This is a genomic window from Actinoplanes awajinensis subsp. mycoplanecinus (genome assembly GCF_001509495.1).
Lineage (GTDB): Bacteria > Actinomycetota > Actinomycetes > Mycobacteriales > Micromonosporaceae > Actinoplanes > Actinoplanes palleronii.
Genome location: NZ_LLZH01000351.1, coordinates 1 through 13,426, shown reverse-complemented (window position 1 = coordinate 13,426; position 13,426 = coordinate 1). Strand labels below are relative to the sequence as shown.

At 69.0% G+C, this 13,426-nt stretch carries 15 protein-coding genes; 5 read left to right on the top strand and 10 right to left on the bottom strand.

The features are described from left to right. Positions 1 to 29 precede the first annotated feature (29 nt). Positions 30 to 1,250 carry an IS630 family transposase gene (locus tag ADL15_RS50340; RefSeq protein WP_232345134.1) on the bottom strand — a complete coding sequence of 407 codons (1,221 nt, stop codon included), beginning with the start codon at positions 1,248 to 1,250 and terminating at the stop codon, positions 30 to 32. Between the two features lie 81 nt (positions 1,251 to 1,331). Between ADL15_RS50340 and ADL15_RS53850 the strand changes: the two genes are divergently transcribed. Continuing rightward, positions 1,332 to 2,093 (top strand): DUF6602 domain-containing protein, encoded by a 762-nt coding sequence (locus ADL15_RS53850; protein ID WP_157442112.1) that lies wholly within the window; start codon positions 1,332 to 1,334, stop codon positions 2,091 to 2,093. 84 nt (positions 2,094 to 2,177) lie between these two features. On the opposite strand, the gene ADL15_RS54860 is transcribed toward ADL15_RS53850, so the two are convergent. Both ADL15_RS54860 and ADL15_RS54855 read right to left on the bottom strand, forming a co-directional pair. Continuing rightward, the gene (locus ADL15_RS54860; protein ID WP_198171368.1) at positions 2,178 to 2,732 is read right to left on the bottom strand and encodes a transposase; all 555 of its coding nucleotides are present in this window, start codon (positions 2,730 to 2,732) and stop codon (positions 2,178 to 2,180) included. Next, positions 2,729 to 3,160: a helix-turn-helix domain-containing protein gene (locus ADL15_RS54855; RefSeq protein WP_269748456.1), complete on the bottom strand. Its 432-nt coding sequence runs from the start codon at positions 3,158 to 3,160 to the stop codon at positions 2,729 to 2,731. The genes ADL15_RS54860 and ADL15_RS54855 overlap by 4 nt, the downstream gene beginning before the upstream one ends. Before the next feature lie 60 nt (positions 3,161 to 3,220). On the opposite strand from ADL15_RS54855, the gene ADL15_RS50325 reads away from it, so the two are divergent. The 3 genes from ADL15_RS50325 (at position 3,221) to ADL15_RS50315 (ending at position 5,110) form a co-directional block, all read left to right on the top strand. Further along, entirely contained in the window at positions 3,221 to 3,541 is a 321-nt protein-coding gene (locus ADL15_RS50325) for a hypothetical protein (protein WP_067708538.1), read from the top strand. A 364-nt stretch (positions 3,542 to 3,905) separates the two neighbouring features. Next, on the top strand, positions 3,906 to 4,397 hold the full coding sequence (locus ADL15_RS50320) for a SigE family RNA polymerase sigma factor (RefSeq protein ID WP_067708535.1): 492 nt from the start codon (positions 3,906 to 3,908) through the stop codon (positions 4,395 to 4,397). Then, positions 4,388 to 5,110 (top strand): hypothetical protein, encoded by a 723-nt coding sequence (locus ADL15_RS50315; RefSeq protein ID WP_067708532.1) that lies wholly within the window; start codon positions 4,388 to 4,390, stop codon positions 5,108 to 5,110. The genes ADL15_RS50320 and ADL15_RS50315 overlap by 10 nt, the downstream gene beginning before the upstream one ends. A gap of 54 nt (positions 5,111 to 5,164) precedes the next feature. Here the strand turns inward: ADL15_RS50315 and ADL15_RS50310 are convergent, their stop codons facing one another. Together ADL15_RS50310 and ADL15_RS50305 are read right to left on the bottom strand one after the other, a co-directional pair. Then, positions 5,165 to 5,797 carry a flavodoxin family protein gene (locus ADL15_RS50310; RefSeq protein WP_067708529.1) on the bottom strand — a complete coding sequence of 211 codons (633 nt, stop codon included), beginning with the start codon at positions 5,795 to 5,797 and terminating at the stop codon, positions 5,165 to 5,167. Continuing rightward, the gene (locus tag ADL15_RS50305; protein WP_067708526.1) at positions 5,797 to 6,624 is read right to left on the bottom strand and encodes a universal stress protein; all 828 of its coding nucleotides are present in this window, start codon (positions 6,622 to 6,624) and stop codon (positions 5,797 to 5,799) included. The genes ADL15_RS50310 and ADL15_RS50305 overlap by 1 nt, the downstream gene beginning before the upstream one ends. 128 nt (positions 6,625 to 6,752) lie before the next feature. Between ADL15_RS50305 and ADL15_RS50300 the strand changes: the two genes are divergently transcribed. Then, complete coding sequence (locus tag ADL15_RS50300; protein WP_067708609.1) at positions 6,753 to 7,436, top strand: CBS domain-containing protein; 684 nt, start codon at positions 6,753 to 6,755, stop codon at positions 7,434 to 7,436. A gap of 95 nt (positions 7,437 to 7,531) precedes the next feature. Here the strand turns inward: ADL15_RS50300 and ADL15_RS50295 are convergent, their stop codons facing one another. The 5 genes from ADL15_RS50295 to ADL15_RS50275 form a co-directional block, all read right to left on the bottom strand. After that, a complete protein-coding gene (locus tag ADL15_RS50295) occupies positions 7,532 to 8,026 on the bottom strand; it encodes a CAP domain-containing protein (RefSeq protein ID WP_067708523.1) in 495 nt (164 codons plus the stop codon). Between the two features lie 148 nt (positions 8,027 to 8,174). Next, positions 8,175 to 9,707 carry a CotH kinase family protein gene (locus ADL15_RS50290; RefSeq protein ID WP_067708521.1) on the bottom strand — a complete coding sequence of 511 codons (1,533 nt, stop codon included), beginning with the start codon at positions 9,705 to 9,707 and terminating at the stop codon, positions 8,175 to 8,177. Beyond that, the gene (locus ADL15_RS50285; RefSeq protein WP_067708518.1) at positions 9,707 to 10,384 is read right to left on the bottom strand and encodes a DUF4956 domain-containing protein; all 678 of its coding nucleotides are present in this window, start codon (positions 10,382 to 10,384) and stop codon (positions 9,707 to 9,709) included. Before ADL15_RS50285 ends, ADL15_RS50290 begins: the two co-directional genes overlap by 1 nt. 5 nt (positions 10,385 to 10,389) lie before the next feature. Further along, on the bottom strand, positions 10,390 to 11,304 hold the full coding sequence (locus ADL15_RS50280; RefSeq protein WP_083972689.1) for a polyphosphate polymerase domain-containing protein: 915 nt from the start codon (positions 11,302 to 11,304) through the stop codon (positions 10,390 to 10,392). Positions 11,305 to 11,454: 150 nt separating this feature from the next. Then, a partial coding sequence (locus ADL15_RS50275; RefSeq protein ID WP_157442111.1) for a LysM peptidoglycan-binding domain-containing protein occupies positions 11,455 to 13,426 on the bottom strand: 1,972 nt, incomplete at its 5' end.

Genomic DNA, 13,426 nt, shown 5'->3' with positions numbered 1-13,426 from the left:
GTTAGGAGCTCTTAACTGGTAGGCGCCACTTAGTCAAACACTCGATTGCCTCGGCCCGCGCGGGCCGAGGCAATCCGTGTGAAGGCCACTAAGCCAGTGGCGTACTCGATGAGTTGAGCCGGGACGCCTGCTAGTGCATCGTGATGCTGATCGATTTGCTTGGTGTTGTTCGCGACGAGTTTCTTGATGTTGCGTTGGGTAAGCCGGACCTTGGCGAGGATCTCGTTCGTGGTCGCGGTCCACTGGAACGGTCGCGGGTCGGTGTTCCAGGAGGCGATGTAGGCGCGGATGGTCCGCACGAGGATCTGCACGGAGGCGAAGGTGCCTCGGCGGATGGCTTGGCGGGTGATGATCCCGAACCAGGTCTCGATCTGGTTCAGCCAGCTGGATCCGGTCGGGGTGAAGTGGAAGTGGACGTTCGGGTTCGCGGCCAGCCAGGCTTTGACGTCCGGGGTGGTGTGGGTGGACAGGTTGTCCAGCACTACATGGATTTCGCGGCCGGCGTGCGGGGCGACGGCCTTCTTCAGGAAGGCCAGGAACGCGGGCCCGTTACGTGACGGCACGCAGTCACCGATCACTTCGCCGGTCGTCACGTTGAGCGCGGCGAACAGGTTGGTGGTGCCGTGCCGCACGTAGTAGTGGGTGCGCTGCTCGGACTTGTCGAACTCGATCGGTAGCAAGGGCTGGGTGCGGTCCAGGGCCTGGATCTGGGTTTTCTCGTCGAGGCTGAGCACAACCGCTCCGCCGGGCGGGTCCAGATACAGCCCGACGATGTCGGCGACCTTGTCCGCGAACGCGGGGTCTTTACTGAGTTTGAAGGTGCCCTGCTTCTGCGGCTTGAGGCCGTGCTCACGCCACAGGTTCGCCACCCAATGATGCGAGACGCCCGCGCCGGTGGTGCGGGTGATGTAGTCGGCCATCGTCCGGGTCGACCAGTGCGACAACCCGGTCTCTTGCGGCGGTGTCGTGCGGGTCAGCGCCAGGACCCGCGACCGGACATCCGCGCTGACCTGCTCACGAGGCCCGCCAGGCTTCGCCGCCAGCAGACCCGCCGCACCGTCAGTGGCATACCGGCCCAGCCACAGATCCACCGTCGGCCGCGACACCCCCGCCAGGACGGCGATGTCCTTCTTCATCCTGCCCTCGGCATGCCACAACACGATCCGCGCCCGCGTCCCGATCGCCGCCGACACTTCCGAACTCGTGGTCAGCGCACGCAACTCAGCGCGCTCGTCGGCCGTCAACTCCACCGGGACAGCCAACCACACCAACATTACGTAAGACAACAGAATCACGACGCACTAGATGCCTTCGCGCACTATAATGATCGCGTGAATCGAGTCAATTCTTATCTCAATTCGGCCGCGGACCTTCTAGCCGCCAAGGGCGGTATCGCGGGGCACTCAAGCCATAAACTCACGATAGGTCACAATCGCGAGCAGCCGCTTGTCGAGTTTCTCAACCTCCATCTCCCAACTCGGCTTAACGCACAACTCGGTGGCACGGTTGTCTCCCATTTAGGGGAAGAGTCGGCGCAGATTGATGTTCTAGTAACGAACGATCTGGGCTTAAGGTTCGAAGCGAACGATCGTCCGTTCGTGATGACCGAGGCAGTGGCTGCGGCCATCAGTGTTAAATCTGATCTGGACAAGGCGGCGATATTTGACTCACTGGACGGACTGCTCTCCATTCCCGCGCCGTCGCCCGACGTCTTGACCTTCCCGACGCTCCGAAATGACCCCTTTGCTGCATACACTCAACGGCATCCCACACTTTGGATGTTCGGTTACGACGGAGCTCAGGCGAATACTTGTTTAGGGCATCTGCAGGCGTATGTAGACGATAAAGGTATCGATGCTCACGCCAGAAGTAGGATCTGTGCAATAGTTAATAGGCGTTACACCATCTCCTATCATATCGAGGCCTCCACGACGCATCTTGGAGACAGGATTGAGGCGAATTCCTTCCACGTTTCCGAACTTGGTGAGGGAATGCAGGGGTACGCCTTAGCGCGGCTCATTAACCAAATTAGCCACTACACTGACTGGGTCGGCTACGCATCTACATCGTTCCATCCATATTTTACAACTTAGGCGGACTTCCTGGCGTCTCAACCTGGTCCGTCGTTGGGACTTCAGTTGTTTGCTAAGTGGTCCACTCCGTAAGTTCTTCGGGGGTTATGCGGCGTGGGCCAGTCCGGCAGGCTGGTGGTCGCAGCCGGGAGGTTGTTGGAGGTTCTGCTCTTTCTGTTCGTGTCGCTCGATCCGGGCCATGAGGTCCTCGAGGTCGGCCGGGGTGAACTTCCATCTGAAGGGCCGGGCGGTCGCGTTGTAGTGCTGCTCGAAGGCGGTGAGTCGGTCTTCGACCTGTTCAAGGCTGGTGAAGTCGTTGGGTGTGACGACCTTGCGTTGGACGATCGAGAAGAAGATCTCCACTTGGTTCAGGCAGGAGGCGTGGGTCGGGGTGTGGACCATGACGGCGTTCGGGAACCGTTTCGTGAGGCGGCCGATCGCGGCTTGGCCGCGGTGCGAGGAGCCGTTGTCGACGACCCAGAACACCCGCTTGGCCGATGCGTAGGGTTCTTGGGTCATGACCTTCTCGACCAGGGTCATGAACGGGATGATCCCGGTCTTGGCCGAGCAGTGGGAGAAGACGCGGGCCTGGTGGACGTCGTAGGCGGCCAGGTAGGCCAAGGCGCCGCCGCGCTGGTATTCGTGGTTGACCCGCATCATGCGGGCGACGCCGGGTGCCAGGGTGGGGTGGCAGCGGCAGCGGGCCTGGATGCTGGTTTCTCGTCGCTGGAGACGACGTATTCGTCGACGCCGAGCGGTTCGCCGTCGTAGGTGCGGGCGTAGAGGTCGAGTACCCGGCTGGCTTTGGTGGCGAAGTCCGGGTCGAGGATGAAGATCCAGGACTGGTGCTGCCAGGGCTTGATGGTGTCGGCGGCGAGGATCCGTCGGATCGTGGACGCGGGGATTGCCGGCACGAGGCCGCGGGCGATGGCCTCGTGCGCCAGGTCCGGGCAGCTCCACCGCGACAAGGGAACCGCGAGTTCGGCGGGCAGCTGGCAGGCCATCGCTTTGACCTCGGCGACTTGCACGGGTGTGAACCGCGGTGGTCTGCCGGTCGGCCAGGCCGGGCAGGCCTTCGTCCGCGCCAGTAGCGCACGGTGTCATGTGCCGCCGCGGATATCGACACGCCGCAGGGCAGGATGTGATCCATGCCCGCGATTCCCGAGTCCACCAAGATTTCTCTGGCGCAGCGGCTGCGTGAGCACGCGAAGCTGAAGTGGCCGCAGCTGACCGCGGTAGACGTTCGTTACCGCGGCCAGTTCGCGTACGTCACCGGTGAACTGACCGACGGGGACCAGATGCCATTGATGCGGCTGCGCTACGGCGGATCCGCACACCGCTGGGGCACCGCGATCTACGTGGCCAGCAGCAACAGCTACGAAAGCCAGGTCTGGTTCAGCGGCAGCACCGAAGAAGCCTTCGACTTCGTCTGCGACATCCACATCGGCACCATCACCCCCAAACCCTGACCGGCCCCGTCACTCGTCAACCCCCGATGGGCTTCCGGCTCGGACCACTAAGCGGGGCGAGAAGTTCATGGAGAGGAAGAGCCTCACGATCACCTGCATATCAAACAGATCCGGATGCCTTCGATGATCTGCTCTGCCGGTGGCTGCGGCGGTACCGGTGTTGGGGTGCTCAGCGCGGACTCATCACGCACCGAGTGCGTGGATGGGCTCGTGGCCGGTGGCCCGTTCGGCGGTGAGCGGCACCGCACCGGCTCCGCAGCGGCATCGCCCTCGCCGCCGGGCGGAAAATTCACGATCCGGTAGGCAACCTGGCGCGGTGCGGTCTCCGTTCACCCTGTGAACCCGGAACGGGGAGGGAGTACGGATGACCACCGAGCAGGCCTACCGCGAATACGTCACGGCCAGCCTGGAGCGCCTGCGCCGCACCGCGTATCTGCTGTGCGGCGACTGGCATCTGGCCGATGATCTGACGTCGACCGTGCTGGTCAAGCTGCTGCGGCACTGGAAGCGCGTGTCGGAGATGGAGCATCTCGACGCGTATACCCGGCGCATGCTGATGACGGCCTGGCTCGACGAACGCCGCCGCCCGTGGCGCCGCGAGTCCTTCACCGACCGCCTGCCGGACCGCCCGGCCGACGGCGCGGACACCGACCAGCGCCTCGACCTGCTCTCCCTCCTCTCCCGGCTGCCCCCGCGCCGCCGCGCCGTGCTCGTCCTGCGCTACTTCTGCGACCTGTCCGTCGAGGAGACCGCGCAGGCGCTCGGCTGCAGCGAGGGCACCGTCAAAAGTCACGCCGCCCGGGCGCTGGAGTCGCTGCGGGCCGGCCTCAACGAGGGAGACCCGCTGTGGATCTGACCCAGGCCATGCTGGCCGCCACCGACAACCCGCCGCCCACCAGCATCGACCTCGACCAGCTGATGACCGGCGAACGCCGGCGCACCCGCCGCCGCTACGCCGTCGCCGGCACCGCCCTCGCCGCAGCGCTGGTCGGCGGCATCGTGGTGGCGCAGCAACCGGCCAGACACGCCGATGCGCCCAGCGCGGCGCCCCCACCGGCGGTCGCCTCGGAGGAGCCGCCGTCCTGCGGTATCAGCACGCAGCTGGATGACGGCCTGCTCACCGGTAAACCGCCGCTGCGGGCGGTCACCGAGTCGTGCCTGGCCGGGGCCGGTCGTCTCGGCGACGCGCTGACCACGGTCCTGACCGGCCAGCTCCCGGACGCCACGATCACGCCACCGCTGCCGGCCGAGATCGCAAAGCTCGTCGGGGGGCACGGCTACTTCACCGCGTTCCGGGTCGCCGGCGGCGACCTCGAGGTGCGGGTACGCGGGTCCGAGACGACCGCGGCCGGCTTCGACGCCTGGCGGGCGAGCCGGTGCCTCAAGGTGACCTGCCGGGTCGAGCAGCACGACGGCCAGCCGGTGCTGATCCGCACCTCGACCGGCACCGTGGACGTGGTCGCACTGCACGCCGACGGGACGATGGTGTCGGCGCTGGCCCGCGGCGGGCTCACCGAGCAGCAGCTCGTCAGCATCGCCGTCGCGCCCGCGCTGACCGTCTACCCCTGAGCGTGGTAACTCCTGAACGGCTCAGGGGTTGCGACGACCGTCAGGGTGCTGCCGCTAGCCCGCGGGAGGGGCGGTTGCGGGGCTTTGATGACGTACCGAAAGGGCCAGCGTCTCGCCCCACTGCCGCGCCCGCGCCTCCTCGCCGGGAGCCAGCGGGCCCTGCGCCGACTCGACCCGGAAGCTGGCCGGTTCCAGGACCTGCCGGCCGCCGAGTCCGCGCAGCCGGCGCATCGCCTTGCGGCCCGCGGACCCGGTCGGCAACCGGGTGTCCGCGCGGGTGTCGAAAGCGGCCACCCGCACCCCGGCCAGCTGCGGCATCCGGTCCAGGAAGTCGCGGATCCCGGCGGTCTGGGCGCCGTCGCGGATCGGGCCCTGCCGCGCCGCGTCGGCCCGGGTGGCCGGGCGGCTCATCGAGAACGCGTGCGTGGGGCCGCCGAGGACCAGCAGGTCGACATCGGTCAGTGCGGGCGTCAACCCGCCCGGCGCCCCGGTCCCACCCGCGACCGGGGCCGTGGTTCCGGTTCCGGTCTTCGTGACCGAGGCGGTGGTTCCGGTTCCGGGATCCGTGACCATCTCGCGGATGTCGGCGACAGTGACCTCGCATCCGGTGGCCAGGCCGTCGGCGATCAGGCGGGCGACGATCGCGCTGTTGCCGAACATCGACTCGTAGAGCACCAGGGCGCGCATCACGGCCTCCGGACGATCAGGATCGGACTCTCGGCGTGTTGCAGCAGCTGGAGGCTGGTCCCGCCGAGCAGCGTGCCGGCGATCAGGCCGGCGCCGCGGCTGCCGACCACCACCAGGCCGGCGTCGCGCGAGGCGGCGACCAACGTCGCGGCCGCGCCGTCCGGGGAGAGCAGCACCCCGACCGGGACGTCCGGGAACTTCTCCCGCCACGGCGCGACGTGCGCCATCAGGTCGGCGCGGGCGGTGTCCTGCAGTTCCGGGGTGGCCCGCGGCCGGCACTGGATCACGGTGAGCGCGGTGTGCCGGTCGTGCGCGGCGGTGAACGCGGCCTCCAGCACGGCGTCCGCGCCGGGGGAGTCGTCGACCCCGGCGACCACCGGGCCGCGCTCCGCCCCGGGCTCCTGCGAGCGGATCACCGCGACCGGGCAGCGGGCGTGGGTCGCGATCCGCTGGCTGACCGAGCCGATCCGCAGCCCGGCGAAACCGCCCTTGCCGCGGGTGCCCAGCACCAGCAGCTCGGTGTGACCGGAATCGGCCAGCAGCTGGGCGGTGGGGTTGCCGATCAGGACGTCGGTGGTGACCTCGACGCCGGGTGCGGCCTCGCGGGCCTCCCGGCCGGCGACCGCCACGACGGTCTCGGCGAGCCGGCGGGCGGTCTCGAAGGTGCCGCCGCCGAAGTCGTAGCGGGCGGTGGTCCAGTCCCAGTCCAGGACGTGGACGACACGGAGCGGTTGCTGGCGTCGCCGGGCCTCGCCGGCCGCCCAGCGGACGGCGGTGGTGCCCGATTCGGCGCCGTCGGTGGCGACGACGATCGCGGGATTTCGCATATCCCGATCGTCATCCATCTCGATGCGCGCGGGCAGAGCCGGCCGGTCCGGTACGGGCGGGACCTGTGGCCCTGTGTGCCGGGCCGCGCCGGGAGAAGGCTTGGGGCAGAGCCGAAGGAGGAATGGCGATGAGGACCTGGACCGTGGGTGACGTCATGACGAAGGCGGTCGTGTCCGTGAGTGAGCAGACCTCCTACCGTGACGTGGTCGACCTGCTCGTCGAGCGGCGTTTCAGCGCTGTCCCGGTGGTCGACACCGGTCACCGGGTGATCGGGGTGATCTCCGAGACCGACCTGCTCCGCAAGATCGAGTACGCCGGGGACGAGGCGCCGCGGATCTTCGAGCGCGGCCGCCGGCGCGGCGAGCGGGCCAAGGCGACGGCCCGGACCGCGACCGGCCTGATGAGCGGCCCGCCGGTGGTGGCGCTGGCCAGCACGCCGATCGCGGCGGCGGCCCGGCGGATGGACGTGGAGAAGGTGAAGCGGCTGCCGGTCGTCGACGACCTCGGGCGGCTGGTCGGGATCGTGTCCCGCGGTGACCTGCTCAAGACGTACCTGCGACCGGATCTGGACATTCAGACCGACGTCGAGACCGGTGTGCTGCGGGCGTTCCTGGTCGACGACACCGCGAGCGTGACGGTCACCGTCACCGACGGGGTGGTGCGGTTGTCCGGGCGGGTCGGGCGGTACTCCTCGGCCGAACTCGTGGAGCGGCTGTCCCGGCAGGTCGCCGGGGTGGTCGAGGTGATCTCCGGCTTGACCTACGACGTCGACGACCGCGAACCGGTGGTCACCCCGGTGCCGTTCTTCTGACACGGCACGGCACGGCACGGCACGGCACGGCACGGCACGACACGGCGAAGGTCCCCGCCACTCGACGAGTGACGGGGACCGACGTCCGGAAGTGATCAGTAACCGAAGTCCTGGGTGTAGTACGGGGTGCCGCCGGCCGAGTAGACCGCGCCCACGCCGACCGTCGTCGACTTGCAGTTGAGGATGTTCTGACGGTGACCCGGGCTGCGCATCCAGCCGCCGACGACCTCGTCCGCGCTGCGGTAACCCCACGCGATGTTCTCCGCGGACGGCTTGGCGTACCCGGCGGCCTTGGCGCGGGCCACGAAGTTCGAGCCGCCCCGCCCGGTGTGCGAGAAATCGCCGGTCTTGCCCATCCACGCGCTGTGCCCGCGGGCGGCGTCGGTGAGCTGGTCGTTGACGGTCAGCGCGGCACAGCCGTGCGCGGTGCGCTGCACGTTGGTCAGCCGGATGATGTCGGCCTGCAGGGTCTGCTCGGCGGCCTTGGCCTTCGCCGGCGCGGCCTCTGCCGGGGACGCGCTCATCAGCAGACCGGCGGCGGCCGGGGCGATGAAGGCGGCCAGGGCGAAGCTACGGAGGAGATTGCGCAAGGAATACCCTTCGACGTGCGGCGCCTGACTCGCTGCCAGGTTCACCCTTCACTTCGTCGCCCTGCGGGCGCCTTTGATCGCAGGCCGGTGGCCTCCGGGTCGCTGTTCGGTTGCCGGTTCGCATCAAGCATTTTTGGTACGAAACAGGTCACGAACCGGCGATCACTGCGCTGGCGGCCAACGCTTCCGTGCGCTGCCGGATCGTCGCGCGCAACTGATCAGCTTCGGTCTTGGCGTCGGTGCCGTCGATCGTGCCCAGCACCCTGGCGAGCCCGTCGACAGCGCTCAGCGCCGCGCCGTTGCCGTAGATCTTCTGGTACAGCTCGCGGTAGGCCTGGTCATAGGCCGGCCGGTAGGCGCTGCTGGCCAGGAAACGCTCCTTGAGCTTGTGCCCGCCGAAGCCACCCCCGCCGCGCATCCCGCCGCCGTCGGGCGCACCGCCGTTCGGCCCGCCGCCGGGTGGCTGCAGGCCGTCCGGGAGCTGCCCGCCGCCCGGGAAGCCGCCGGGGAAACCGGCCTGGCCACCGTCGGGCTGACCCGCGCCGGGCTGGCCGCCACCCGGTTGACCGCCACCGCCACGTCCGAAACCGCCCATGCTGACCGTCTCGTGCGGGTCCTGGCTCGCGTCGCCGGAGAACGTCAGGTTGTAGTCCCAGCCCACGACACGGAATCGGCGGCTGCTCAGGTTGTACCAAAGGTAGTAATTGCGGCCCGGACCAGCCATGTCGTCGAAGTTGAGCAGGAGGTTCTGCGTCGCGGCGTAGCGGGCGAACGACGCCACGTCCAGGTGATCGGCCAGGTGCGCGTCGAAGTCGGCGTCGCTGCTGGTGTTCACCCACCTGACCAGGTCGATCACCGGCTGCAGGTCCTGGCTGCCCTTCAGGTTGATCTGCTTGAAGTCGTCGGCGTACGCGGTCGGGTCGTCGCCCTGATCGGTGAACTGGCTGGACGCGAGCGCCTTGTAGAGCACACCCGAGCCGATCGAGGTCGCGAAGTTCTCGTCCGGGTGCTCGACGATCAACCGGGCCACGGCCGGGCTGCCGTTGACCGACAAGCTGCTGTACGCGTAGCGCTGGGTCGTCTCACCCGCGGCGGCCAGCACGGTCAACGCCACCGCCTCGTTGGGCACGGCCGCGCCGCCGCCCATCCCGCCGACCCGGACCGCGATCTCCCGGTGTCCCTGATAGCGACGGCCGTCGACGTACTGGTCGAAACGGATCAGCCACGGCATGGTCTCCGGCTCGGCGGTGTTGATCGATGAGCCGCCGCCGAAGCCTCCGCCGCGGCCGCCTGCGCCACCGGCGATGCTCCGCAGCGTCGAGTTGCCCTTCAACCGCAGGCCGACGCTGGGCAGGCTCACCCCGTCGACGACCAGGTCGGCCTCCAGATACTCCTTCGCGCCGTCGGTCCGGTACGCGTCCAGCAGCTCCTGGTAGTCCTTGTCACGGAAGGTCAACCGCAGGCTGTGCGCCTTCGTCGCGTCGAACAGGTCGGTGGTGCCGGCGATGTCCACGCTGACCCGGTCGCCGCTCTCGTCACTGGCACTCGTCACCAGCGGCGCGACCCGGACCGTGCTGAACGTGACCACCAGCGCCAGCAGCACGGCCACGCAGGTGGCGAGCAGTTTCCAGTAGTGCCGGACCCGGACCGGGATCCGGTGCGCCAGTCTGCGGGGGAGCATCACAGATCCGTCTGGTCGTACCCGGTGAGGACCGTGACCCGCTGCCCTCCGGTGCGTTCGCCGAGGGCGGCGATCAGCCGCCCCGGTTCCTGGCCCTTCTTCAACCGGATCGTGTACATCAGCTCGGTCAACGCCCCGCCCCGGATCGACTCCATGCTGACCAGCTCGAACTCGCTGGTGTGCGCGATCAGCACGTCCTGGATGTGCTCGGTGTAGTTGCCGTCCGGCGGAACCTGGACCTTGACCACCTGGCGCTGCACGTTGTTGGCGAACCAGTTGAACCGGAACATCACCACGATGACCAGGCTGATCACGATGGCCGCGACGATCGCCAGGCTGTAGAAGCGGGTGCCGGTGGCCATCCCGACGCCCATCACCAGGAAGATGAAGCCGACGTCGCGGGTCTCCTTGATCGCGTTGCGGAACCGGACCACCGAGAGCGCGCCGACCAGGGCGAACGCGCGGGCGATGTTGGAACCGACGACCAGCATGATCAGCGAGATCAGCATGCCCAGGATGACCAGGGTCTGCACGTACGACTGGCTGTAGGACACGTTGCGGTGGGTGAACCGGTAGATCCACGCGATCATGGCGCTGAGCAGGAACGACAGGCTCAGCGCGATGGCGATGTCGCCGACGCTGAACGTGCCGGAGAGATCCTGGACGTCGAAGGGCATGGGGATCAGACCTCTTTGTCTTCCGTGGTGGCGAAAATGTCCTCAGCGGACGGGACGTCTTGCGTCGTGGCGGGGATGTCTCCCACCGTGGCGGGGACGTCTTCCCCCGTGGTGGGGACGTCTTCGCTCGTGGCGGGGATGTGGAAGATCGAGCGCGGGGCGCGGCCGAACGCCTCGACCGCCTGGCAGTACTTGGAGACCCGGACCACCGACATGTCCAGGCGCGCGGCCAGATCGGTCAGCCAGTACGGGACCCGCTCGTTGGCCTTGAACTCGATCACTGACATCCGGGCCGGCACGATCAGCCGGTTCTCGGCGCCGGCGTCGAACGGGAAGTCCCGGTCCCGGCCGCGGACCCGGTGGTCCATGGTGACCCGCAGGCCCAGGTCGGCGTCCTGCCCGACGTACGCCTCGCGCTGGTAGCCGGTCATCGCGACCGCCCGCAGGTCCAGCAGCGACACCAGCTCGAGGACCTCCTCGAGGAACGCGCGCTGGGCCGGCCCGTGCTCGATCATCACCCGGCCGTCGCAGAGCTCCCGGGCCAGCCGGTAGGGCACCGCCACCCGGCGCTTCTGGGTCACCCGGTTCACCCGCTGTTTGATCTCGACGTGCACCTCGGTGTCGTCACCCACGGCGAAACGGTCACCGTAGTGCCGGATGCGCAGTTTGCGCCGGAACTTGAGGCCCTCGATCTTCTCCCAGTAGAACCGCAGGTCCGGGGTGTCGTAGTAGACGCTCCACACCCCGTAGCCGCCGTTGACGCCGTGACTGTCCGGCGTCATCCGGGCGGTCAGCTCGGCGCGCAGCCGGGGGATCCGGTCACTGGGCAACAGGTACTTGATCTCGTACCGATTGAAGGAATGCAGCCTGCCCGGCGCGCGCAGTGCGTGCCCGGCTTGATCGTCACCCGGTGTCTCCATCGATGAGTAGCTGACCGGTCGCAGGTCAAGAGAACCTCGGCGCCCCCTGTGAATTTCCCCAAAACGGGAGTTGAACGGGAGGTGTCGAACGTGGAGAGCGCAGGGCGACGCCGCCGTCTCGATGGTGAGGGTCGCCGGTCGCCGGCGTCGTCAGCGGTGGGTGGCGGGCGTTTCGCGCAGCAGGTCGGCGGCGAACCGTTCGGTGTCGGGGTGCATGGGCAGCCCGGCGTCGGCGAGCGCGCGGCGCAGGCGTTCGCACCGGTGGTGGATCGCGGTGATGTCGTCGAGGCGGGCAGCGGCGTGCAGGGCCTGACGGGCGAGATCGTCGTTGCTCGGGTCGTAGTCGCTGGCGGCCTCGTACCAGGTGTGGCTGACCTGGGGGTCCGCGTCGGTGAGCAGGCGGGCGGCCTGGAGATGGATGCGGATCAGCAGCCGGCGGGCATGTTCACGATCGGTGCCGATCCAGTCGTATCCGGCGTCCTCGGCCAGCGACCGGCCCGCGGCGACGGCGATCACCTCGCGCAGCTGGTGCAGCCGGGCCTCGTCGTCGACGGCCACGGAGATGGCCTTGTGGGTGTCGAGGATCTGCCACCAGTCGACGTCGATCAGGTCGGCGTTGAGGTGGTAGCGGCCGCCGGTGTTGACGACCGGCTCGAGACGGCCGGTGTCAGTGGTCGTGCCGGCCCGGATGATGGCGCGGATGACGGTGCGCAGGTTGGCGACGCTGGTGGAGAGCCGGTCGGTGGCGCGTTGCAGGGTGACGTCGGGCCACAACGCTTCCATGATGTCGCCGAGAGCGGCACCGTCGCGGTTGAGCACCAGGTAGACGAACAGTTCGAGCGCCTTGCTGCGCAGCCCGCGGACCGGTGTGCCGTCGCGGCCGAGGATGGCGGGCCGGCCGAGCACGCGGGCGTTGACTCGCCCGGCCGTGACCGGCTGGCCTGAGGTGTCAGCCACGCCGGCGAGGATCGTGGCGGCTGCTTGCGGGTCGAGCACGGCCAGGGCGCCGCGCTCGGTGGTGCCGTCCTCGGTCACGGTCAGGGTGGTGCCGGACGGCCAGTCACCGAGCAGGGTGACGTCGATGCCCAACGGCGCGCCGAGCCGGGCGGTACCGGCCAGCCGGGTGTGCCAGGCCGACTCCGGCACCTCGGCGAGCAGCAGCAGGCCCGGCGCGTCCAGGGTGGCGCCGTCGTCGAGGTCGTCGGTGAGCCGGCTGCGCCGGATGATCTCCTCGTCGACGGTGGCGAGCGCGTGCGCGAAGTCGGGGGTGACGGCGAGCGCGGGCCCGGCCGGGGTGTCGCCGAGCAGGTCGGTCACGGTCGCCGCGGGGGAGACGGCGTGGCCGGTGCTGCCGGTGAGCACGGCGACGAGGGCGGCTCGGGCGGCGTCGGGAGCGCCGGGTCCGACCAGCGCGGTGACCGGGTTGTCCGGGGTGGGCGGTTCGCTTGCGGCCGGTTGCGGGTCGGGCAGGGCGACTTTTTCGGTACGACCAGAGCGCCGCAACAGTGTGAGCGCACCGACGGGGTGAGGTGCCGGGCTGGTGGCAGTGGCGTGCACGGCGGGGCGGTTGTCGTGGCGTCGACGCCACAGCAGACCCCCTGCGTACACGAAACCGGCGATCGTCAGCCCGGCGGCGCTGAAGGTGATCGCCTTCCCGGAGTGGCCATCGGTCGGTGGTGTCGCCTGCGGTGAGGGGGCGGGCGGTGTCGTGGCGCCGGCGCCCGGATGCGGTCGGCGAGTCGGTGCCGGCTGATGGCGGGCGGGGGCGGTCTTGCCGGTGCAGTGACCGGATGCGGGGGTGGTGGCCGTGGTCGGCAGGCGGAGTTTCCAGCCCGGGTAGATCACGTCGGGGTCGGTGAGGCGGCCACCGACCTCGGGGAACGTGGTGCCACGGTTGAGTCGGAAGATGGTGGGCCAGCGGTCCGGGTCGCCGAGGCGCCGGCGGGCGATCGTCGAGAGGGTGTCACCGGGGCGGATCGTGCAGGTCGGGTTCGGGTGCTCGGCGGTGGGCGGGTTCGGGCTGGTCGTCGCGGTGGTGGCGGGGGGGGGGGCGGTGGGTTCCGGGGGGTAGGGCGGGGGGAACCCTGGGGGGCCGACCCCGGTGGCGGGGGGGCTTTTGGGC

Excerpts from the sequence above, each read along its gene's own strand:
- ADL15_RS54860 (WP_198171368.1), bottom strand. The coding sequence starts at position 2,732 with ATGATGCGGGTCAACCACGAATACCAGCGCGGCGGCGCCTTGGCCTAC.
- ADL15_RS50325 (WP_067708538.1), top strand. The coding sequence starts at position 3,221 with ATGCCCGCGATTCCCGAGTCCACCAAGATTTCTCTGGCGCAGCGGCTG.
- ADL15_RS50320 (WP_067708535.1), top strand. The coding sequence starts at position 3,906 with ATGACCACCGAGCAGGCCTACCGCGAATACGTCACGGCCAGCCTGGAG.
- ADL15_RS50310 (WP_067708529.1), bottom strand. The coding sequence starts at position 5,797 with ATGCGCGCCCTGGTGCTCTACGAGTCGATGTTCGGCAACAGCGCGATC.
- ADL15_RS50305 (WP_067708526.1), bottom strand. The coding sequence starts at position 6,624 with ATGCGAAATCCCGCGATCGTCGTCGCCACCGACGGCGCCGAATCGGGC.
- ADL15_RS50300 (WP_067708609.1), top strand. The coding sequence starts at position 6,753 with ATGAGGACCTGGACCGTGGGTGACGTCATGACGAAGGCGGTCGTGTCC.
- ADL15_RS50290 (WP_067708521.1), bottom strand. The coding sequence starts at position 9,707 with ATGCTCCCCCGCAGACTGGCGCACCGGATCCCGGTCCGGGTCCGGCAC.
- ADL15_RS50285 (WP_067708518.1), bottom strand. The coding sequence starts at position 10,384 with ATGCCCTTCGACGTCCAGGATCTCTCCGGCACGTTCAGCGTCGGCGAC.
- ADL15_RS50280 (WP_083972689.1), bottom strand. The coding sequence starts at position 11,304 with ATGGAGACACCGGGTGACGATCAAGCCGGGCACGCACTGCGCGCGCCG.